The 21,077-nt window shown below is 69.9% G+C and carries 19 protein-coding genes, 1 tRNA gene and 2 pseudogenes; 8 read left to right on the top strand and 14 right to left on the bottom strand.

Annotation, left to right across the window (positions count from 1 at the left end; translation table 11 throughout):
* Nucleotides 1-128: 128 nt before the first annotated feature.
* Nucleotides 129-424 (top strand): annotated as a pseudogene (locus tag BLV25_RS17835) (SWIM zinc finger domain-containing protein); the annotation flags it as partial.
* Nucleotides 425-519: 95 nt separating this feature from the next.
* Complete coding sequence (locus BLV25_RS07645; protein ID WP_092731955.1) at nt 520-1,179, top strand: cyclodeaminase/cyclohydrolase family protein; 660 nt, start codon at nt 520-522, stop codon at nt 1,177-1,179.
* Between the two features lie 38 nt (nt 1,180-1,217).
* On the opposite strand, the gene BLV25_RS07640 is transcribed toward BLV25_RS07645, so the two are convergent.
* The 3 genes from BLV25_RS07640 to BLV25_RS07630 form a co-directional block, all read right to left on the bottom strand.
* Complete coding sequence (locus BLV25_RS07640) at nt 1,218-1,934, bottom strand: hypothetical protein (RefSeq protein ID WP_039400194.1); 717 nt, start codon at nt 1,932-1,934, stop codon at nt 1,218-1,220.
* Between the two features lie 67 nt (nt 1,935-2,001).
* Nucleotides 2,002-2,682, bottom strand: coding sequence for a hypothetical protein (locus BLV25_RS07635; RefSeq protein WP_049817643.1), 681 nt, complete (start codon nt 2,680-2,682; stop codon nt 2,002-2,004).
* Nucleotides 2,679-3,446, bottom strand: a complete 768-nt coding sequence (locus tag BLV25_RS07630) for a nucleotide-binding protein (protein ID WP_039400191.1) — start codon at nt 3,444-3,446, stop codon at nt 2,679-2,681. Before BLV25_RS07630 ends, BLV25_RS07635 begins: the two co-directional genes overlap by 4 nt.
* Before the next feature lie 243 nt (nt 3,447-3,689).
* Here BLV25_RS07630 and BLV25_RS07625 point away from each other — a divergent pair.
* Nucleotides 3,690-3,774 (top strand) — tRNA-Ser (locus BLV25_RS07625).
* A 68-nt stretch (nt 3,775-3,842) separates the two neighbouring features.
* Here the strand turns inward: BLV25_RS07625 and BLV25_RS07620 are convergent.
* The 4 genes and pseudogenes from BLV25_RS07620 to BLV25_RS07605 all read right to left on the bottom strand — a co-directional run.
* Nucleotides 3,843-4,142: pseudogene (locus BLV25_RS07620) on the bottom strand (hypothetical protein); the annotation flags it as partial.
* 95 nt (nt 4,143-4,237) lie between these two features.
* Nucleotides 4,238-5,728 carry a 2-isopropylmalate synthase gene (locus BLV25_RS07615; protein WP_455429063.1) on the bottom strand — a complete coding sequence of 497 codons (1,491 nt, stop codon included), beginning with the start codon at nt 5,726-5,728 and terminating at the stop codon, nt 4,238-4,240.
* Nucleotides 5,729-6,066: 338 nt separating this feature from the next.
* The gene (locus tag BLV25_RS07610; RefSeq protein WP_092731949.1) at nt 6,067-6,444 is read right to left on the bottom strand and encodes a DUF192 domain-containing protein; all 378 of its coding nucleotides are present in this window, start codon (nt 6,442-6,444) and stop codon (nt 6,067-6,069) included.
* Between the two features lie 37 nt (nt 6,445-6,481).
* Nucleotides 6,482-7,438, bottom strand: a complete 957-nt coding sequence (locus tag BLV25_RS07605; RefSeq protein ID WP_021073049.1) for a transcription initiation factor IIB — start codon at nt 7,436-7,438, stop codon at nt 6,482-6,484.
* A gap of 247 nt (nt 7,439-7,685) precedes the next feature.
* On the opposite strand from BLV25_RS07605, the gene BLV25_RS07600 reads away from it, so the two are divergent.
* Complete coding sequence (locus BLV25_RS07600; RefSeq protein WP_039400185.1) at nt 7,686-8,477, top strand: cobalamin-binding protein; 792 nt, start codon at nt 7,686-7,688, stop codon at nt 8,475-8,477.
* Between the two features lie 56 nt (nt 8,478-8,533).
* Nucleotides 8,534-9,052 (top strand): DUF84 family protein, encoded by a 519-nt coding sequence (locus BLV25_RS07595; RefSeq protein WP_092731946.1) that lies wholly within the window; start codon nt 8,534-8,536, stop codon nt 9,050-9,052.
* 276 nt (nt 9,053-9,328) lie between these two features.
* Here the strand turns inward: BLV25_RS07595 and BLV25_RS07585 are convergent, their stop codons facing one another.
* Nucleotides 9,329-11,149: a flippase-like domain-containing protein gene (locus BLV25_RS07585; protein WP_021073052.1), complete on the bottom strand. Its 1,821-nt coding sequence runs from the start codon at nt 11,147-11,149 to the stop codon at nt 9,329-9,331.
* 256 nt (nt 11,150-11,405) lie between these two features.
* On the opposite strand from BLV25_RS07585, the gene BLV25_RS07580 reads away from it, so the two are divergent.
* Entirely contained in the window at nt 11,406-11,651 is a 246-nt protein-coding gene (locus tag BLV25_RS07580) for a DUF7123 family protein (RefSeq protein ID WP_092731940.1), read from the top strand.
* A gap of 77 nt (nt 11,652-11,728) precedes the next feature.
* The gene (locus tag BLV25_RS07575; protein WP_143114402.1) at nt 11,729-12,427 is read left to right on the top strand and encodes an HAD family hydrolase; all 699 of its coding nucleotides are present in this window, start codon (nt 11,729-11,731) and stop codon (nt 12,425-12,427) included.
* Nucleotides 12,428-12,488: 61 nt separating this feature from the next.
* Here BLV25_RS07575 and BLV25_RS07570 read toward each other — a convergent pair whose 3' ends face one another.
* The 5 genes from BLV25_RS07570 to pyk form a co-directional block, all read right to left on the bottom strand.
* Entirely contained in the window at nt 12,489-13,151 is a 663-nt protein-coding gene (locus BLV25_RS07570; protein ID WP_021073055.1) for a winged helix-turn-helix transcriptional regulator, read from the bottom strand.
* Nucleotides 13,152-13,256: 105 nt separating this feature from the next.
* Nucleotides 13,257-14,390: an SPFH domain-containing protein gene (locus BLV25_RS07565; RefSeq protein ID WP_021073056.1), complete on the bottom strand. Its 1,134-nt coding sequence runs from the start codon at nt 14,388-14,390 to the stop codon at nt 13,257-13,259.
* 72 nt (nt 14,391-14,462) lie between these two features.
* Nucleotides 14,463-15,119, bottom strand: a complete 657-nt coding sequence (locus BLV25_RS07560) for an NfeD family protein (RefSeq protein ID WP_021073057.1) — start codon at nt 15,117-15,119, stop codon at nt 14,463-14,465.
* 83 nt (nt 15,120-15,202) lie between these two features.
* Entirely contained in the window at nt 15,203-15,439 is a 237-nt protein-coding gene (locus tag BLV25_RS07555; protein ID WP_021073058.1) for a DUF7312 domain-containing protein, read from the bottom strand.
* Between the two features lie 70 nt (nt 15,440-15,509).
* The gene (pyk, locus tag BLV25_RS07550) at nt 15,510-17,270 is read right to left on the bottom strand and encodes a pyruvate kinase (RefSeq protein WP_092731934.1); all 1,761 of its coding nucleotides are present in this window, start codon (nt 17,268-17,270) and stop codon (nt 15,510-15,512) included.
* A gap of 81 nt (nt 17,271-17,351) precedes the next feature.
* On the opposite strand from pyk, the gene BLV25_RS07545 reads away from it, so the two are divergent.
* A complete protein-coding gene (locus BLV25_RS07545) occupies nt 17,352-18,569 on the top strand; it encodes a threonine synthase (RefSeq protein ID WP_092731931.1) in 1,218 nt (405 codons plus the stop codon).
* A 125-nt stretch (nt 18,570-18,694) separates the two neighbouring features.
* Here the strand turns inward: BLV25_RS07545 and metG are convergent, their stop codons facing one another.
* On the bottom strand, nt 18,695-20,914 hold the full coding sequence (metG, locus tag BLV25_RS07540; RefSeq protein ID WP_092731928.1) for a methionine--tRNA ligase: 2,220 nt from the start codon (nt 20,912-20,914) through the stop codon (nt 18,695-18,697).
* Nucleotides 20,915-21,077: the final 163 nt, after the last annotated feature.

The raw sequence follows: 21,077 nt of genomic DNA, 5'->3' as shown, positions 1-21,077 counted from the left end.
GACCGACCACTACGATCGACCGACTCGAAGCCGAAATCCGTCCCTGCTCAGTAAACGCCCGACGATACGGCCCGAACGAGATGGGACTGACCGAGGAGGCGGTTCGGGACCTGTGCACCGACGCGGTCTTCGACCGCGGGCGGACCTACCGGGAGCAGGGGCGATACGAGTCGGCGACGGTCGTCTACCGCGCGCTCGTGGAATCGCTCGACGACCATATGGAACTCTGGTCGACGGATCGGACGACCACTTCACGAAGGCGTTCACGGCTGCGCTCGACGGCTACGTCGACTGCGTCGCGCCGGCCGACGGGGACGTGAAGGGCGCCGTCGCGTTCCTCGAGGAGAGGGCGGCGTCCGGCACGCCGTTTCTCGCCGACCGCTTCGACCGGGCGGCCGCGGAGCTGCGCGACCGGGCCGAATGAGGTCGGGAAAAGGCTTACTCGAGACGCGACGAAGGGGACCGTATGCCCGAGTCGACGACGCCGAGCATCCGGCGGGTTGGGGGACCGAGACCACGATGACGATCGCCGACCGACCCATCGGCGACTTCCTCGCGAACGTCGCCTCGGCCCGCGTGACGCCGAGCGGCGGCGCGGTCGCGGCGGTCGGCGCCGCGATGGGGGCCGCGCTGTGTGAGATGGTTTGCATCCACACGGTTGGACACGAAGACGACCGCGCTGCCACGAACGCCGCCGAGACGAACGCGGCCCAGGGGCCGAAGGGCGCCGAAGGGACGGATCCGGACTTCATCGCGCTTCGAAGCGCCTTCGGGGACCGCCGCGAGCGGCTGCTCGAACTCGCCGACGCCGACGTCGCCGCCGTCAACGCGGTGGGGGAGGCCTTTGCGGCCGACGTCGGGCCGGACCGCCGGCACGAGGCCGCGGAACGAGCCACCGAGGTTCCGATCGAGACGGCGGCGACGGCCCGCGACGTGCTGACGGATGCGATCGCGGTGATCGAGCACGGAAACCGGAACGCCGTTCCCGATGGCATGACCGGCGCGTTCCTCGCACACGCCGCGGTCCGGGCGTCGACTGCGACCGTCCGGGCCAACCTCGCCAGCCTGGAGGACGAGCCCGCGGCGACGTTCGCCGAGCGCGCGGACGCGATCGAGGCGGACGCGGATCGGGCGCTCGCGGCCGTGCGTTCGGCGACCGCCGCGGCGGATCGGGACTGACGGAGACCATCCCGACCGGAATCGCCGGGACGGCGGACTCAGAACCCGCGATATCGCAGGTAGACCATCACCAGGATCAACACGAGCTGGAGGATCCCCTGCACGCCGCCGAGTTTCGCGTTCTGCTGGCCGATCGCGGCGATCACGCCGGGGTCGGGATCGTCGGCAATCATCTCCCGATACATCCGGATCTCACCGGGCAACAGGAAGCCGAACCCCTGGATCGAGAGGACCGCAACGATCGCCAACGAAACGAGCACGGCCGGCGTGGTCGGTTGCAGCGATCCGACGGTCGTCGCCACCCAGGCACCCGACCCGACGGCCACGACCGCGAAGGCGACCCGCCAACGGCGGTCGTCGAAGGCGGCGAACCGCCAGCCGAGCAGCAGCAGCACCGGCACGAGGGTGACGAGGGTGAACAGCGCGATCCACGGCTCGGCGTTGGGAAACAGCCCGACTCGCTGGGCCAGCACGATCCCGGAGGCGATCGTGACGGCCGCCAGCGAGGGCAACAGGAACGCGGTCTTCGGCGTCAGGCGCTCGAAGACGGCGGCGCTTTGCTCCTCCTCGAGGCCGCCGAGCACCGGGCCGAGGACCGCGCCGATGAAGAGGTCGATCCCGGTCCAGAGAACGCCCGCCATCACGTGGACGTAGGTGTGATGCTGCAGCGACGCGACCGTCAGCGCGTACCCGAGCGCACAGACCGCGACGAGGACGACGCCGCCGGCGAACGCCGGGTTGGCACGCCGACCCAGTCCGGCGACCGTTCCACGTATCGTGGTCGTCGACATACGGACCCTGCCCGCCGCCGTCGTGTTAAGCCTACGGCTTTCGCGAGTCCGGCGCGTCGATCGGATCCTCGGTTCCCGTCTTCGCCCCGTGATCGTCCGGATCGGCCTCGAAACCGGCCGGATCGGCCTCGAGGTCGCCGAGTCCCCATTCGGCGGCCCGGTCGGCGGCCTCCGCGCGCGCCTGCTCGCGGATCTCCGCGATCCGGTCGTCGTCGGCCAGGAATGCCTCGACCCCGCTGGGTTCCTCCCGCGGATCCCCGCCGGCGGGGCGGTCGTCCGGCGCGCGCTCGCGGGTTCGGGCGGCGAGGTCGTCATCGTCGGCCAACTCGCGCGCCGGCGCGCCGGGCGGAACGGCCAGGTCCGCCGTCCCGTGGATCGGGTCGAGCGCGTCCGACGGAAGCTCGTACACCTCGATCCGGTAGGGGCCCGTGAGCGCCACGTCGGAGAGGGCGGCGGTGCCGCCACGCTCGGTCCGCGTGTTGTACGCCACCGTCGGGACGCCCCCGTCGAACGTGACGACCGCCCTGGCGTCCCCGCCGAGCAGCAGCGTCTCCTGGGGGACGAGGGTAAGGTAGCCGTCCAGCCGCGCCTCGAGCACGGACCGGAGGACCACGGCCGGGTCGGTGACGACCCGCGACCGGCGCAGATCGCCGCGGGGTACCGGAAGGGGGGCGTCCGCGAGCGCCGGATCGCGGCCAGCATCGCCGGTCATATCGTCTCCGGAACGACCGCGCTGCGGAACCGGTCCGCGACGGCGTCGCCGTCCCCGCTCCGGACCGTGATCGCGTCGGCGGCGCGTCGGAACGCCGCGGCGGCGGGGCTGTCCGGCGCGTGTGCCAACAGCGGCTCGCCCGCCTGTCTGGCGCTCCTGACGACGTCGGCGGCGGGAACCTGCGCGAGCGTCGGCCCGCCGAAGTGCCGGTCGGCCTGCTCGGCGATCCGGTCGACGTCCTCGCGGACCTTGTTGAACAGGACCCCTGCGGTCTCCGTGCCGTACGACCGGGCGTACTCCTGGACCTTCAGCCCGTCCGACAGCGCGGGGATCGTCGGCTCCACGACGATGACGACCCGGTCGGCCAACACGACCGGCAGGACGGCGGACTTCGAGCCGAGCGCGGCCGGCGAGTCCAACAGCAGGACGTCGGTCCCGGCCGCCAGATCGGCGACGACCGAACGAAGGCGGTCCGGATCGGCCCGCTCGAACCCCGCAAGCGACGTGCCGCAGGGAACGACCGACATCCCGAACCGCTCGTAGGTGGCCGCCGAGACGTCCCGCGCCGTGCCCGTGACGAGCAGGTCGTGCAGGGTGACGTCGACGTCGGAGAGCCCGGCGTGAAACAGCAGGTTCGCCATCCCCGTGTCCGCGTCGACGACCGTCACGTCGTGCGTCTCCGCGAGCGCCATCCCGAGCGCGAGCGTGCTCGTCGTCTTTCCGGTCCCACCCTTGCCGCTGGCGACCGCGAACGCCTCGACCATCGGTTCGCACCTCGCCGCCGGCTCCTAAAAGTGCCACGGGACCGGACGGCGGCGACCGGAGGACGGGAGCGGAACCGACAATGACGACCGGCCATCCGGATCGAAATGGAGCGGTGACGACCGACGATCCGGTCGGAACGGAACGGTGACGACCGGCAATCCGGATCGAAACCGGACGACTGCGGGCCGACCTCGGTTCGGGATCGAAACCCCTTTCATCGGACCGCGATTACGGGCGGACGAGCCGAGGTAGCCTAGCCTGGCCAAGGCGGCAGATTCGAAATCTGCTGTCCGTTCGGACTCAAGGGTTCAAATCCCTTCCTCGGCGCTTCTCCACGGTTCACGTTCACCCGAGCGACCGCCGGTCATCCCCTCGAGCGACCGCTGGCCCGCATCCCCGAGCGACCGCTGGCCAGCGTCCCGGTCGCCGCGGGCCCGGCGCCGGCGCTTGTCGTAGGCCGCCTCGAGCTTCGCGTTCGTCGCCCGGGAGACGAGATAGCAGTCGACCGGACTCCCGTCGGCGGGGTGGGCGGCCGCGACCCAGACGTGGCCGTCGCCGGTCGAGAGGTCGGCGGCCCACCGTTCGGCGGCCTCGCGGCTCCGGAAGGCGTGGCGGACGCCGTCCTCGAGGACGAGCGTGCCGACCTTCGCGTTCCGCTTGCGTGCCGACGGTTTGATCGCGACGACGACGCTCACGGGCGGTTCTGGGACCGCGATCGAATAAAAACCCCGTCAGACGCGCGTCCGAGCGACGGACGCCGGACGGGGCGGCGCAAGAAAAGTGCGACCGATCAGTCGTCGGCCAGGGCCGTCTCGCCGTCGGTCTCGAGGACGTCGCCGCAGAGCCGGTCGAGCGCGTCGACCATCGCGATCACGCTCGCGCGGGTGATGTCGGCCTCCGCGGCCTCGACGGTGACCGTCCGGTCGCCGCGGGAGAGCTCGACGACGACGGTGACGACCGCGTCGGTGCCGCCGGTGATCGCGTCGACGTGATAGGAGTCGAGCTCGAACTCGACGTCCTCGTCGGCCAGCGCCGTCCGGACGGCGGTGACGGCCGCGTCGACCGGGCCGGAGCCGTGGCCCGAGGCGACCCGCTCCTCGCCGCCGACCCGAAGCCGGACGGAGGCGGTCGGCAGCCCGGAGCCCGAGGAGGCGGTGAGGTCCAGCAGCTCGACCTGGCGGTCGCGGTCGCGCTCCTGGACGTCGTCGGCGATCGCCAGCAGGTCGGCGTCGGTGACGCGCTTGCCGCGGTCCCCGAGGTCCTTCACCCGCTCGACGATCGCCGAGAGCTCGTCCTCGTCGACGTCGACGTCGTGTTCCGACAGCGCCGCCGCGACGCCGGCGCGGCCGGCGTGTTTTCCGAGCACGAGCCGGCGTTCGCGCCCGACGACCTCGGGCGGATACGGCTCGTACATCGCGCCGTCCTTCAGCGTGCCGTCGGTGTGGATGCCCGACTCGTGGGCGAAGGAGTTCGCCCCGCAGACGGCTTTGTTCGGCGGCAGCGAGACGCCGGTCGCCTCCGAGACGAGCCGGGCGAGCCGGTAGAGCCGCTCCAGCTCGACCGTCTCGACGTCGTAACAGCGGTCGAGCGCGATCGCGACCTCCTCGAGAGCGACGTTGCCGGCGCGCTCGCCGACGCCGTTGACGGTGGCGTGGACGAAGTCGGCGCCCGCACGCAGGCCCGCGTGGACGTTCGCCATCCCGAACCCGAGGTCGTCGTGGGTGTGGACGCCGGTCGGGCCGAGCTCGGCGAGTTCGGAGACGACCTCCAGGGTGTGTTCGGGGCTGGCCGCGCCGACGGTGTCACAGTAACAGAACCGGTCGGCGCCGGCGTCGTGGGCCGTCTCGGCCATCCGGCGGAGATACGACCGGTCGGCGCGGGAGCCGTCCTCGCCGAGCAGCTCGACCCAGAGCCCGTGGTCCTTCGCGTACGCGATGAGGTCCTCGACGTTCGTGAGGACCTCCTCGCGGGTCGATCCGACCTTCGTCTCGACGTGTCGGTCGGAGGCCGGGACCACCAGGTTGACCCCGTCGACGTCGCAGTCGAGGGCGTGGTCGATGTCCGAGCGCACGCCGCGGGCGAAGCTGGTCACCGTGGCGTCGAGTCCCTCGCCGGCGACCCGTCGGATGCCCTCGCGTTCGCCCTCGGAGGTGCACGCCGAGCCCGCCTCGATCACGTGGACGCCCGTCGCGTCGAGTTCGCGCGCGATCTCGAGCTTCCGCTCGGGGGTCAAGGAGACGCCCGGCATCTGCTCGCCGTCACGAAGGGTCGTGTCGAGCAGTCGAACGGAATCGCGATCGGAAAGCGGTGTGAGAACGGCGTCGTCTGCTGGCCCGTCGTGAGAAGGACGAGCCGGAGAGTCGGTGTTACCGGAGAATTTCACGGCCAGCCGCCGTGTGGCGACTTCCTCTATCCTCCGAATTACCACGAGTATCTCGTGTCATTCGTGTTCGTGGCAACGCGGCCCACCCTAATAAGGTGACGGGTTTTCGAACGTGCGATCGGTTTCGACGGCCAACCGGACGCGGGAGCGACCGAACAGTCGTCGTGGACCGGACGCGGGGACGACCGGCGGGCGAAAACGACCGAGCAGGGAGGGATGACCGATGAGACGGCGAATCAGCCGGGGACGACGGTCGTACCGCCGTCCGTGAGGAATTCGATCCGGTCGCCGAGCTCGACGTCCGCGGCCGCACCCGCGGGAAGCTCGACCACGACGTCGCCACGGCCGCGACCGATCCCGACGAGCGGACGCAGCCGCTTCACGGCGGTGACCTCCCCGTCGTGGATCCAGACCGCGTCGATCGCGAACGGCACGAACAGCATATGCAGCGTCCGCGACTTCGGCTCGCCGAACGGGAACACGAGCGCGTAGTCGTCGGGGATCGACCGGCGGAACATCAGCCCGCGGGCCCGCGAGAGGAACGAGTCGGCGACGTCGACCGTGGTGGCGATGCAGTCGCCGTCGGCGGACGCGGAGTGACGAACGAGTCGCACGGCTTCGACGGGAAGGAATGAGAAGGGGACCGCCGCCTCAGGCGATCAGGCCTTCCTCGGCCTCGAGCAGCTCGTGGTAACGGTTCCGGATCGTGACCTCGGAGATGTCGGCGACCTCCGAGACCGCCGCCTGGGTCGTCTTCTCGTTGGTGAGCAGCGCGGCGGCGTAGACGGCGGCCGCGGCGAGCCCGACCGGGGACTTCCCGGAGTGGACGCCCTTCTCCTTGGCGTTCTTCAGCAGCTGTTTGGCGCGCATCTCCGCCTCGTCGGAGAGCTCGAGCGCGGAGGCGAACCGGGGGACGTACTGTTCGGGGTCGGCGGGCTTGACCTCGAGCTTGAGCTCTCGGACGACGTAGCGGTACGTCCGAGCGATCTCGGACTTCTCGACGCGGGAGACGTCGGAGATCTCGTCGAGGCTCCGCGGGACGCCGGCCATCCGGGCGGCCGCGTAGACGCACGACGTCGAGACGCCCTCGATCGAGCGGCCGGGGAGGAGGTCCTCGTCGAGCGCGCGCCGATAGATGACGGAGGCGGTCTCGCGGACGTTGTCCGGGAGGCCGAGCGCGGAGGCCATCCGGTCGATCTCGCCGAGCGCCTGCTTGAGGTTCCGCTCCTTGGAATCGCGCGTCCGGAAGCGCTCGTTCCACTTTCGGAGTCGCTGCATCTTCTGGCGCTGGCGACCGGACAGCGACCGGCCGTAGGCGTCCTGGTCGCGCCAGTCGATGTTCGTCGAGAGCCCCTTGTCGTGCATCGTGTTCGTCGTCGGGGCGCCGACGCGGGATTTCTCGTCCTTCTCGCGGGAGTCGAAGGCGCGCCACTCCGGGCCGCGGTCGACCGAGTCCGCCTCGACGACGAGCCCGCAGTCGGAACAAACCGTCTCGCCGTGCTCCTCGTCGGTGACGACGTGGCCGTCACACTCCGGGCACGTGAGCCCTTCGTCGGTCTCCGTCTCGCGCTGGGAGTTTCTCTCCCGCAGATGTGTGCGTTCACTCATAGATGTCATCCCCCCTGGGGTGGTCAATGAGATCCCAAGGAAGTACTTACCCGAAAGACGCGGGAACGACACTTAAATCGACCGGAATCCGGAGAGCGAAATCGAACGAACGATCACGATCCTCGATGAGACATACCCACACGGACGGGGGCGAACGTCGCGAACGAACGTTGCGTGCGGACGCCGAAAACCGATGTTGCGTGCGGACGCCGAAAACCAATTGGCGTGGGAGGGCGAACGGTCACGCATGGACCGGCCACGCCTCGTCTCGCTCGCCCCGAGCGCGACCGCACTGCTCCGCGCGCTCGGCGCCGCCGATCGGCTCGTCGGGGTGACCCACCACTGTGACCCCGGCGACGCCGATCCGCCTCCGGAGCGGGTCGGCGGGTGGCTGACCCCCGACATCGACCGGGTGGACGCGCTCGATCCCGACCTCGTGATCACGAGCGACGGCCTCCAGACGGACGTCGTGACGGCCCTCGAGGACCGCGGCCACCACGTTCGCCATCACGAGCCCGGCACGCTTCCGGAGGTGATCGAGTCCGCAGCGACGATCGGCGAGGCGATCGGTCGACCGGCCGCGGGGACTCGGCTTGCGAACGACCTCCGCAACCGGATCGAAGCCGTCGAGACGAGCATCGAGACGTTTCTCGACGCCGAGTCGGTCGATCGGCCGGTCGTCTACTGCGAGGAGTGGTCCGATCCGCCGATGGCCGCCGGCAACTGGGTTCCCGACGTGGTCGAGGCCGCCGGCGGCCGATACCCGTTCGTCGACGCCGGCGAGCGGTCCCGCGAGGTCGACCGGGAGACGGTCGAACGGCACGACCCCGACCACGTGGTTCTCCATCCGTGCGGCTACGGCGACCGTGCCGACCCGAGCGTGGTCCGCGACCGCGACTGGGCCATCGATTCGTCGGTACACGCCGTCAATGACGACCTCCTGAACCAGCCCGGTCCGACCCTGGTCGAGGGCGTCGAGCGACTGGCACGGATCCTCCATCCCGACGCCTTCGAGGAGCCATCGGCCGAGGAACGCTAACGACGGCCGCTCCGCCAACCGACATCGATATTGGCCGCCCCGACCGATCGCCGGCTATGCGTGTCGGCGTCGGCAGCGGAAACCCGGTGAAACGGAGGGCGGTCGCGTCGGTTCTCGCGGGCGAGACCGACGTCGAAGCCGTTCCGGTCGACAGCGGCGTTTCCGAGCAACCGCGAGGACGCGCCGAGACCGTCCGCGGGGCCGACGCCCGCGCCGCAGCCGTCCTCGAGGCCGGCTACGACCTCGGCGTCGGTCTCGAGGGCGGCGTCGCCACCGTCGACGGGACCGACGGACTCTTCCTGATCATGTGGGCCACGATCGACGACGGAACCACGGTCGGTCGTGGTGCCGGCCCGAGCGTTCGCCTCCCCGACGGCGTCGCCGATCGGGTCCGGGACGGCGAGGAGCTGGGCCCGGTGATGGACGACGTCACCGGAGAGACCGGCCTCGCGAGGAGCGACGGGGCGATCGCGGCGTTCACGAACGGCCGGATCGACCGCACCGACGCGCTCGCGACCGCGGTCGCCGGCGCGTGCGGTCCCTTCGAGACGGACCTGTATGACTCCTCGCGATGACCTCGTCGGACACAGCCGATCCCTCCATCACGGGATCCGACCCTCCCGGACGTTTTTCAGCGATCACGAGCCAGACCGCCCGTGCATCGTTGACCGACCCGGGACGGAACGCGGGCGTGCGGCACGGACGTTCCGGGGTCCGCGACGTCGAACCGACCGACTCGGGAGGCGAGTCGACGACCCGGTTCGATATCCGTGTCGCCCGTTCGCCCACCGTTCAGCACGGTCCCGCCGATCGAAGCGCTTCGAAGCACTCCGCCGCAAGGTGACCGACGCTCACTCCCGGAGCGCCTCGGCCTCGTTCACGTCCGCCGTCTCCTCGACGGCCGTGGTGAGCGAGACGTTGAGCGCCAGCATCGACCCGACGCCGCCAACGAGAGTGACGACGTTCTTCAGCGCGTGGTCGAGGACCGCCGCGCCGAGGGCCGTCGAGACGCCGACCGGCGTCAATCCGACCATGATCGCGGTGAAGGCACCCTCGTAGAGGCCGATCCCGCCGGGGGAGATCGGGATCACCTTCGCGAGGTTGCCGACGCTGACCGCGAAGAAACAGACGGCGATCAGCGTGACCGGGTCCAGGTCGACCCTGAAGGCGGCGAGGACGATCGCCGCGACGAGCACGTCGAGCGCCCAGATGGCCACGCTGGTGGCGCCGACCCGGGAGAAGGCGATCGGGTCGCCGCCCACGCGTTGGACGTCGCCGACGAACCGCTCGAGGACGTCCGCCACCGCATCGCCGTAGGAGTCGGTGCTCACCCGCGCGATCGCCGACCGGATGTGGTTCGAGTCCGACCGGGCCGACAACACGATCCCGATCACGGCGCCGACGGCGACGAGACCGACGCCCATCGCGACCAGTGCCGCGGTCCAGCCGGCGTTGCCCGCCGCCTCGCTGTCGGTGAGCGCAGCCACGACCTCGCCGAGCCGGCCGGACGCGGCGTAGCCGACGAGCACGGCGCCGGAGAGCCCCGCAAGGGTCAACAGGTCGAAGACGCGCTCGGCCGCCAGCGAGGCGAATCCCGAGGGGTACGGGATCCCGCGCCGGACCTTCACGATGTACGCGCGGATCGCGTCGCCTCCCCGAGCCGGTAACACGAGGTTCCCCGTCTGTGAGACGAAGACCGCACCGGTCAGAAACCCGGTCCGTTCGGTGAATCCGAGCTCCCGAAGAATGTCACGGTATCGGTAGCCCCGGAGCGGCCAGGAGAGCGCGTAGACGACGGTCGCGACCGCGACGAGCGTCGTGTCCGCGCGGCGCATCTCCGCGATCACGGCGCCGAAGTCGATGTAGGTGGACATCAACCCGACCGCGATCGCAACAAGCAGCAGTCCGGCCGCGAAGCTCACACGCGGGGTGATCCGGGGTCGAACGGATAGCTGCCACCAGAGACGCAGCAGCTGCGACCCCATCCCGAAAACGTCACGAACCAGGTCGACCTTGGTGTCTCCTTTGGGCTCCCAGGCGACGGGGAACTCCCTGACCGCGAGGCCCGCGCGCTGTGCTCGAACCAGCAACTCGGTGTCCCAGAACCAGTGGTCATCCTCGACGTCGTCGACCAGGGTTCGGAACGCGTCCCGCGAAAGTGCCTTGAACCCGCACTGGTGGTCCCGAACGTCGGACCGGAGGAATCCCCGAACGAGCAGGTTGAACGCGCGGGAGGGGACGCCCCGTTTGGCCGGCCGGTCGGCCTCACGGCCCGGCATCCACCGCGATCCGGTTGCGACGTCGTACTCGCCGGACCGGATCGATTCGACGAGCTCCTCGAGGTGGTCGAGGTCGGTCGCCAGGTCGGTGTCGAAGTAGACGAGGACGTCGCCGTCGGCTGCCCTGAAGGCGTGTTCGAGCGCCCCGCCGCGGCCGAGCCGCTCGTCGCTGTGAACGTGTCGGACCCGGTCGTCAGCCGCCGCGAGTCGGTCGGCTATCTCCGGGGTTCGGTCCGTACAGCCGTCCTCGGCGACGATCACCTCGAAGGCGTTCGAAGGAAGGAACCCCTCGAGGGCGGTGATCGTCCGCTCGACGGTGTGTTCGATGGTGTCCTCCTCGTCGTACGCGGGGAGAACCACGCTCACGCGGGCTACACCGTCGGAGTCCGTCATCACGGCCACATCGCCGCGGCCGAGGTAAGTACCTTCTGAAGCGTGGGACCCGCGCAACGCCATCCGGGAGCTCACCCCGGTCGACCTGATGGGTGGGCAGACCCTCCGGCGGCCGACGAAGTCGGTTCGACGATCGTACCCACGACGGCACGAGAGGCGCCGACCAGCCGGTTCGGTTCGAACGAAACCACCCGACTGCGACGGGTTAACCGATCCTACCAAACGGTGCTTATGGGGGCGTGGCGTAAAGTAGCATATGAGCGCGACGACCACACGCTCCGGCGACGCGACGTTGACGGAGAAACAGCGGCGCATCCTCACGTACCTCCGGGAGCGGGCCGACTCACGGACGTACTTCAAATCGCGGCTCATCGCCGAGGACCTCGACCTGTCCGCCAAGGAGGTCGGCGCGAACCTTCGGACGGTTCGCGAGGCGAACACGGACCTGTCGATCGAGAAGTGGGGATACTCCTCCGGGACGACCTGGATGGTCGAACGCTGACCTGAACGATCATCGATCGGGGTTGCGGCCACGAACCGACCGACGGGCTTTCCACTGCGACCGACCGATCGGAAACCGTGACAACCCCGTTGCTGTTCGATATGGACGGCGTGATCCTGTCGGGTCGGGGAACACATCCCGGCGTCTACCGCGCAGCCGCACACGACGCCCTCCGCGAGGTCGGTGTGGACGTCCGGACGCGAACGCCGGATGCCGAGAAACCGACCGATACCTCCGAGCTTCTCGAGCCGCTCGAGGCCGTTCGCTACTCGCCGACCGTCGACGACGCGTGTTCACGTCTGGGCGTGGATCGTGATGCGTGGTGGCGGGTGCGGGAACGACACGCCTCACGGCGGACGAACGCCCGCGTTCGCTCCGGAGCTCGACCGACGTATCCGGACGTGGACGCGTTGGCAGCGCTGTCCGCCGATCGGCCGCTCGCGCTGGTGACGAACAACCGGACGGCGACCGCGGAGTTCGTCGCGGCCTACTGCGTTCCCGGCCGGTTCGACGCCGTCGTCGGCCGGCAGCCAACGATCGAGTCGTACCGTCGCCGAAAGCCCGAGCCGGATTTCCTGAAGCGAGGGCTCACGGCGCTGGGAGTGGAGTCGGGGTACTACGTCGGCGACCGTGAAACCGACGTGATCGCTGCCCGACGGGCCGATCTCGAGGCGGTCGTGGTCGACCGACCGCACGTCGACCTGGATGCTTTCGCGATCGAACCGGACCACGTCGTCGACTCCCTCGACCGGATCGAGGCCGTGGTCGACGACTGACCGGTCGGACCGTACCGGAGTCGAGGCGGCGCCGACCGTACCCGAAGGCGGCGCTGAAAGGTCACCTATCCGGATCGTAGCGGACGTACGCGGCTGCGTCGTCGGCGAACGACCTCGCGTCGGGGCCGAACGAGTCGGCGTACCGAACCACGAGCGTGATGAGTCGTTCGGGGTCCCGGAGTTCGTATCCGTCGGTCCGGTCGAGGAGGCCGGCATCCTCGAGGTCGCCCGCGGCCCCGCTGATCGTCGGCCGGGAGACGTCGAGCGCATCGGCGATCCGGGAGCCGGTCGCAGTGGGCTCTCTGAGCAGGTGGAGGACGATGCCGCGGGGCGTCTCGCGTCTGAGGGCGCCGAGCGCTCGCTTGTCGGTCGCGTCGAACCGCCCCGCGGGGAAGTACCGGCGGAACTCGCCGTCCTTCGTGGTTTCGATGGCCGACGCGTCGACCAGCTTTCGGAGGTGATACTGCGTCTCGCCGGTGCCGAGCCGGAGGTCGTCGCGGAGCTTCGAGAAGTGTGCGCCGGGAGTCGTGGCGACGTATCCGCGGATCGCTTCGCGGGTCTCGTTCGTCTCGATTCGATCGCGGCTCCCGGACGACGTGTCGGTCTCGGAACCCGAGTCCGACTCGGTGGTCGCGCGTGCACCGCCGACGAGCGGTCCGGCGGCTCCGAGGGCGGCAAAGCGCCGGAGCGTCCGCCGTTTCCGTTCGTCGACGCCGTCACTCATTGTCGAAGGGTGTCGTCCGGCGGATAAAAGCACGTCGCCCGCCGCGATCGCGGCGGCGGACGCACGCCGGTCGATTCGAAACGGAGGGAGGAAAGGAGGGCCCGACTACTCGCGTTCCGTCTCGGCGTCCGCCGCCGGGGCCTCCTCGTCCATCTCCTGAATGAGTTCGTCGGCCGACTTGATGCTGCCCGTGTCGCCGGACTTGATGGCTTCCGCCTCCTGTTCGAGCTCCTCGACGTTCATCTCCGCGGCCTCGTCGATCTGGCCGAGGATCTCGTCGATGTCGTCGAGGCCGAGCAGCTGTCGGGTCTCGGCGTCGAACTCCAGGGCGTCGAGGGGCTCGGCGTCGGTCGCGGCGTCGGATCCGGAGAGGTGCTTGCCGTACCGGCCGACGAGGCTCGTGAGCTCCTGGGGGAGGACGAACGTCGTCGATTCGCCCTGTCCGATCGCCTCCAGCGTCTCCATTCCGCGTTCGATGATCGCGCGTTCGCCCATCGCCTCGGAGGACTTCGCGCGGAGGACCGTGGAGATCGCGTCACCCTGCGCCTCGAGGATCTGGCTCTGCTTTTCACCCTGCGCGCGGATGATGTTCGACTGCTTGTCACCCTCGGCCTGCTCGACGGCCGAGCGACGTTCGCCCTGCGCCTCGAGGATCATCGCGCGGCGACGCCGCTCCGCGGAGGTCTGCTGCTCCATCGCCTGCTGGACGTCCTTGGAGGGGTTGACCTCCCGGACCTCGACGCTCTCGACGCGGATCCCCCACTCGTCGGTGGGCTCGTCGAGCTCCTTGCGGATCTTCGCGTTGATCTCCTGGCGCTTGTTCAGGGTGTCGTCGAGCTCCATGTCGCCGAGGACGGCACGCAGCGTCGTCTGGGCGAGGTTCGAGACGGCCTTCTTGTAGTCGTCGACCTCCAGAAAGGCCTTCTTGGCGTCCATCACCTTGATGTAGACGACGGCGTCGGCGGTCACCGGCGAGTTGTCCCGCGTGATCGCCTCCTGACGCGGGACGTCGAGGGTCTGGGTCCGCATATCGAAGGCGTAGGTCCGCGAGACGAACGGCGGAATGACGTTGATACCGGGCTCCAGCAGCTGTCTGTACTCCCCGAAGACGGTGAGCGCCTTCTTCTCGTAGGCGTCGACGATCTCGACGGACTGCCAGACGACCACCACCACCAACAACAGGAACAGGAAGCCGATCGGCGCGAGCCCGAAGAGCGACTGGAGGGCCAGTGTATCCATACCGATCGTTACCACAGGACAATCATAAGCGTTCGGCTCGCCGGACGAACCGGCACGGGACGGCGACGAGCCTCACGCGCGTTCGGTTTCGGTCGTGTCGGCGTCGTCCGCGACCTCCTCGACGGCGGACTCGTCTGCCTCCTCGACGGCGGCGGTCGAATCCGTCGTGTCGGTCACGTCCGCGGCGTCCCCCGTTCCGGTCCGGCTCCGGTCGGCCGCCAGCGCGCGGTCGATGTCGTCCTCGACCGCCGCGAGCGACTCGACGGTGAGCACGTTCCCGCCGCCGGGATCGACGACGATCACCTCGGTTCCCGCCGGAATTTCGCCGTCGATCGAGCGGGCGGAGTAGTGGGGATTGAAGCCTCCCTCGTCGAGTTTGACCTGTCCGTCCGTCTCGGTGACGCGCTCGGTCACCCGACCGGTCTTCCCGGTGAGCGACCCGCTATCGCGCGTCTGCGGTTGGCCCTTCCCGCCGTAGACGTCGAACTCGTGATAGCCGTAGAAGGCGATCGCGCCGAACACGAGGACGAGCAGGCCGAGGGCGAACGGGCTCGCGAGGGGCGCGAACGCGAGCCCGACGAGCCCGGCTCCGAGCAGGGAGACCCCGACCACGATGAAGTTCGCGCCGGGGGCGATCGCCTCCGCGACCGAGAGGAGCAGCCCCGCGACCACGAGCAGCATCGGCAGGGTTCCCGGGTCGAGAACGCCGGCCTGGAACAGGAGTTCCATATCCGTCGTAGGGGTTCCAGCCGATTAAGTGATCCCACGGGTGGAGAGCTTTGACGTCCTCGCATCCGAAAACTGCCCGAGCCTCAAAGCGCCGTCGCGAGGAGCCCGACCGTGAGCACGATCCCGAGAGCGACGAAGACGGCGTGGAGCGGCTCGATCGACTCCGGCTCGATCGGCTCGTCGGCCGGGCTCGTCTCCTCGACGATCCCGTCGGGACCGACGTCGTCGATGCCGAACCGCCACTCGGTCTCCTCGCCGGGGTCGTCCCCCTCCTCGGCCGCCGAGCTCGCGTGTCCTCGTCCGCCGTCGCTCCGGCTCATACCCGGCAGTTCGTCGGCGGCGGATAAATGGCTGGTGGGTCGGCAATGAAGCAACGGTCGGGGAGAAGTCTCACCGACGCCGGGTTTCGGGGGTGACGTCGCCCTCGTAGACGACGCCGCGCTCGCCGTCGACGGTCACCACGTCACCGTCGATCACCTCCCGCGGGAGCGTGGTGCCCGAGACCATCGGGACGCCGAGCTCGCGGGCGATGACCGCCGGATATCCGGTCAGTCCCGGCCGCTCCCCGATGACGCCCGCGATCCGGGAGAGGTCGCCGGTGAACTCGCCGTCGAACGACTCCGGGAGGGCGACGATCGCGTCGGCCGACAAGGCCGAGAGGTCGCCGTCGGGCACCCTGACGACCGGCGCGGCGGCCCGGCCGCTCACGACCGGCTTGCCCGTGGCGATCGTCTCGGCGGCGACGTGGACCTTCAGGGTGTTCGCCGTGTCGGTTCCCTCGATCTCGGTCATCATTCCGGACAGCACCACCAGCGTGTCGCCCGAGTCCGCGACGCCGGCGTCCATCGCGGCGTCCACGGCGTTGTCGAGCACGTGCTCGATGTCGGCCGCGTAGTCGGCGTACTGCGGGTTAACGCCCCACGAGAGCGCCAGCTGTCGGCGAACCCGGTCGGTCGGAGTCGTCGCGACGACCGGAACCCCGGGGCGGAACATCGCGGTCTTGCGGGCCGTGTATCCCGACTCGGAGACGGCGACGATCGCGGTCGCGCCGACGTCGCGCGCGAGGTACCGCGCCGAGCGTGCGAGCGCCTCGGTGCGGGAGTCCTCGTCGGCCGTGGGAACGCGCTGGTCGCGGGTCTCGGCGTACTCCCCGCTCCCCTCGACCTGCCGGATGATCCGGTCCATCGTCTCGACGACGCGGACCGGATGGTCGCCGACGGCGGTCTCCCCGGAGAGCATCACCGCGTCGGTGCCGTCGAGCACGGCGTTGGCGACGTCGGAGGCCTCCGCCCGCGTCGGCCGCCGGGAGTGAACCATCGAGTCGAGCATCTCGGTCGCGGTGATGACCGGCACGCCGGCGTCGACGCAGGTGCGAATGATCCGCTTTTGGATCATCGGCACGTCCTCGAGCGGACACTCGACGCCGAGGTCGCCGCGGGCGACCATCACGCCGTCGGCGGCGTCGACGATCTCGGCGAGGTTCTCGACGGCGCCGGCCCGCTCGATCTTCGCGAGGATCGGAATGTCGCCGCCGCCGGACGCGTCCAGGCGGTCGGCGATCGTGTACACGTCGGCCGCGTCGCGGACGAAGGAGGCGGCCACGAAGTCGGCGTTCGCCGCGGCCGCGAGCTCGAGCTCCCGCTCGTCGCTCGGCGTGACGAGGTCGACGTCGATGGCGACGCCCGGGAGGTTGACCCCCTTCCGGGAGCCCAGCTCGCCGCCGGAGTCGACGGTGGCGACGACGGTGCCGTCCGACTCCACCCGCCGCACGGTGGCCTCGATCCGGCCGTCGTCGAGCAGGACCGTGTCCCCCGCCTCCGCGGCGGCGATCGAGTGTGAGAGCCCGACCGCGGTCGGAGTCACGGTCTCGCCGACGGCGAACCGGACGTCAGTTCCGTCCTCGAGGACCACCGGCTCGTCGGTCTCGGCGGTTCGCACCTCCGGCCCCTGGAGGTCGACCATCACCGCGATCGGGGACTCGGTCGCGTCGTCGACGGTCCGGACGCGGTCGATGACCTCCCGGCGATGGTCCGTGGTGCCGTGGCTCGCGTTGAGCCGGGCGACCGACATCCCCGCGTCCGCGAGCGCGCGGATGGTCTCGACGTCGTCCGACGCCGGTCCCAGCGTGCAGACGATCTTGGCGTTTCGCATACCTTCCGGTTGGCGGGGAGCTTCAAAACCCCTCCGTGACCCGACCGCATCGCTTTTCTCGTCGCCGTGTGGATCCGAACCATGTCGACGCTCACGTGTTACGCCTGCGGCGAGACGGTCGAAGCGCCCGCACCCCCCCGCTGCCCGTGCGGCGAGCCACGGTGGTACGAGACGGATCCGGCCGTCGCGGAGTTCGAGTGGCCCGTCGACCTCGCGGCCGGAACGTGGGCGTTCGCGGACCTGTTGCCGGTCGCTCCGCCCGCGGACGGGCTCGCGACCGCGAGCGGGGGAACGCCGCTCGTTCGAACTCCCGCGCTCGACGAGTACGCGGGAGCGGCCGTCTCCGTCGCGGACGAGGGGCGAAACCCGACCGGCTCGTTCAAGGACCGCGGCACGGCGGTCGGGATCGAGATCGCCCTGGCGGAGGGCGCCGACGCGGTCGGGACCGTCTCGCACGGGAACATGGCGATGTCCGTCGCCGCCCACGCCGCGGCCGCCGGCGTCGAGTGTACCGTCTGCGTCCCGGACGACATCTCGGCCGAACGGATCCGAAACATCGGGCGATACGACCCGCGGATCCTCCGGATCGACGGCGACTACGGTCGGCTCTACTACGACGCGATCGAGGCGGGTGCCGAGCGGGGAATCCGGTTCATCAACTCGGACTCGCCGGGGCGCGTCGCCGGCCAGAAGACGACGGTGCTGGAGGCGCTCGACCAGCATCGCCGGCGGACCGGCGAGCTCCCGGACGCGATCGTTCTCCCGAGCTCCTCCGGCGGCCACGCCAGCGGTGCTTATAAAGGCCTCTCGGATCTCCGGGCGGCCGGACTGATCGACCCGGACGCGGAGCCGGGCGCGGCGGACGCGATGCCCCGGCTCTACCTCGTGCAAGCGGCCGCGTGCGCGCCGATCGCCGAGGCCGCCGCACGCGGGGCGGAGACGGTCGAGCGCGTCGAGCCCGGCGAGACGATCGCCTACTCGATCGCGAACCCCGACCCGCCGAGCGGGACCCGCGCCCTGTACGGCGCCCGCGAGACCGGCGGGACGGCGATATTCGTCCCGGACGACGCCATCCGGGAGGCGAAACGGCGGCTGGCGACCGCGGCGGGGCTCACCGTCGAGGCCTCCTCGGCGACGTCGCTGGCCGGCGCCCGCCGGCTCGCTCGAGAGGGAGAGATCGACGCGGACGAGTCGGTCGTCTGCATCGCCACCGGGTCTGGGTTCAAGGAGTCGGTCGGCGACCCGGACGACGTGCGGACGGAGACGGTGACGCTCGAGGCGTTCCCCGACGCCTTATAAGAGATATCGGGGAGTTGCCTGACACCTTATAAACGGGATTCGAAGCGTTGATCGATCTTTTATAAATTCGACCGATCCGTCCCTCGGCGTCTTATAAATGCAGAGGAGGGCCGTGGCCCGTTCGGCTACTTGACCTGCGTTCCGGGCTCGGCGTCGCCGTGGGTCGTGAGGAGGTCGGCCTCCTCGCCGGCGGCAAGCACCATCCCATTCGACTCGACGCCGAACAGCTCCGCGCGCTCCAGGTTCGCGAGCACGATCACGCGCGTTCCCGGGAGCGACTCGAGGTCGTGGAGCTGCTTGATCCCCGCCACGATCTGGCGCGTCTCGACCCCCAGATCGACCTCGAGACGCGCGAGCTTGTCGGCGCCCTCGATCCCCTCGGCGGAGACGATCCGGCCGACACGGAGGTCGAGGTCCTCGAACTCCTCGAAGCCGATGCGCTCCTCGACGAGCGGTTCGAGGTCGCTCGCGGCGTCCTCGCCCTCGACGGCGGCGTCAGCGGCGGTCTCGGCGGCGCTGGCATCGTCGGCGTCCGCCCCGGTTTCGTCCGCGTCGCCACCGTCGTCGGCGTCCTCGTCCGTGGCTTCGGCGACGCGCGACTCGAGCTTCTCGTTCAGCTCCTCGACGCGCTCCTCGGGGATCTTCTCGAAGAGCTCGTCGGGCTCGTCGAAGGCGCCCGCGGGCGGTTCCGTCGCCGCCTCGACGGTGACGTCGTGGACGGAGCCGTCCTCGCCGAGCTGGGCCCAGATCCGCTCGCACTTCTCGGGGGCGATCGGCTCGAAGAGGACGGCGATCGCCTTCGCGAGCTGGACGCAGTCGTAGATGACCTGCGCGGCGGCGTCGGGGTCGTCGTCGACGAGCGCCCACGGCTCGTTGCGCTGGATGTACTCGTTGCCGAACCCGGCGAGGGCGGTGACGGCGTCGCCCAGATCGCGGATCGAGTAGTCGTTGACCGCCGCGGTCACGTCGGCGACGGCCTCGTCGATCGCCGCCGCGACCTCCTCGCTGGCGCCCTCGACGTCGGCGGGGGCGCCGTCGTAGTTACGGTGGGCGAACAGCAGCGACCGGTAGAGGAAGTTGCCGACCGTGCCCACCAGCTCCGCGTTCACGCGCTCGCGGAACCGTTCCCAGGAGAAGTCGACGTCCTGCTGGAAGCCGCCGTTCGTCGCGAGGTAGTAGCGCAGCAGGTCCGGGTGGAAGCCCTCCTCGAGGTACTCGTCGGCCCAGACCGCCCGGTCGCGGCTCGTCGAGAAGCCCTTGCCGCCGAGGGTGACGAATCCCGAGGCCATCACGGCGCGCGGCTCGACGTGGTCGGTGGCGTGCAGCATCGCGGGCCAGAAGATCGTGTGGTGCTGGATGATGTCGCGGCCGATCACGTGGACGATCTGGCCGCCGTCGTGGTCGGCGTCGTTCAGCCAGGCGGCCTCCCAGTCGAAGGCATCGGCGCCGACCCGGTCGACGTACTGCTTCGTCGAGGAGATGTACTCGATCGGCGCGTCGACCCAGACGTAGAGGACGAGGTCGTCGGCGTCGGCGTCGGCGCCGGCGTTCGATCCGGTCGCCTCGTCGGCGTCGTCGGCCCCGTTCGCCCCGTCGCCGTCGGACGGGTAGTCGATCCCCCAGTCCATATCGCGGGTGATACACCAGTCCTGGAGGCCCTGCTCGATCCATTCGCGGGGTTGGTTACGGGCGTTGGAGGTTCCCTCGAGCCGGTCGAGGAACTCCGAGAGGTAGTCGGCGAACTCGGAGACCGCGAAGAACTTGTGGGTTCGCTCGCGGTACTCCGCGGGATTCCCGCTGATCGTCGAGACGGGGTCCTCGATCTCGCCGGGCTCGAGGTGGCGCTGGCAGCCCTCGTCGCACTCGTCGCCGCGCGCGTGGGCCCCGCAGTAGGGACAGGTCCCCTCGACGTACCGGTCCGGCAGGTACTGGTCGTCGACGGGGTCGTACGCGACCATGATCTCCTTCTCGTAGACGTGGCCGCGCTCGTCGAGCTCCCGGACGAGCTCGCGGGTGAGTTCCGTGTTCGTGGCGTCGTGGGTGTGGCCGTAGTTGTCGAAGTCGACGTTGAACTTCGGGAACGTCTCGGCGTACCGCTCGTGCCACTCGAGGGCGAAGTCCTCGGGGGAGACGCCCTCCCGTTCGGCGTTGACGGCGACCGGCGTGCCGTGCATATCCGAACCGCTGACGAACGCCGTTTGCTGGCCGAGTCGTTCGAGTGCGCGGGCGTAGACGTCGCCGCCCACGTAGGTGCGGAGGTGTCCCACGTGGAGGTCGCCGTTGGCGTAGGGCAACCCGCAGGTCACCACCGCGGGATCGTCCGTGGGAAAGTCTTCGTGGCTCATAGGTGTGTGATGAGTGCGCTGTCGTGGTCGCGTTTCGGGTCGACCCGTTCGATCGCTCGTGTGATCGTTCCGGGCATCCCAACCTAAAGCCCGCCGATCCGCGGTAGCGACCCAGGGCGCGACCGCTCCCGGATGCCTCCCCCGCGACCGCTCCCGGATGCCT

The organism is Halopenitus persicus (assembly GCF_900107205.1).
Lineage (GTDB): Archaea > Halobacteriota > Halobacteria > Halobacteriales > Haloferacaceae > Halopenitus > Halopenitus persicus.
Note: the sequence above shows the minus strand (reverse complement) of the source record. Positions and strands in the feature narration are given on the sequence as shown.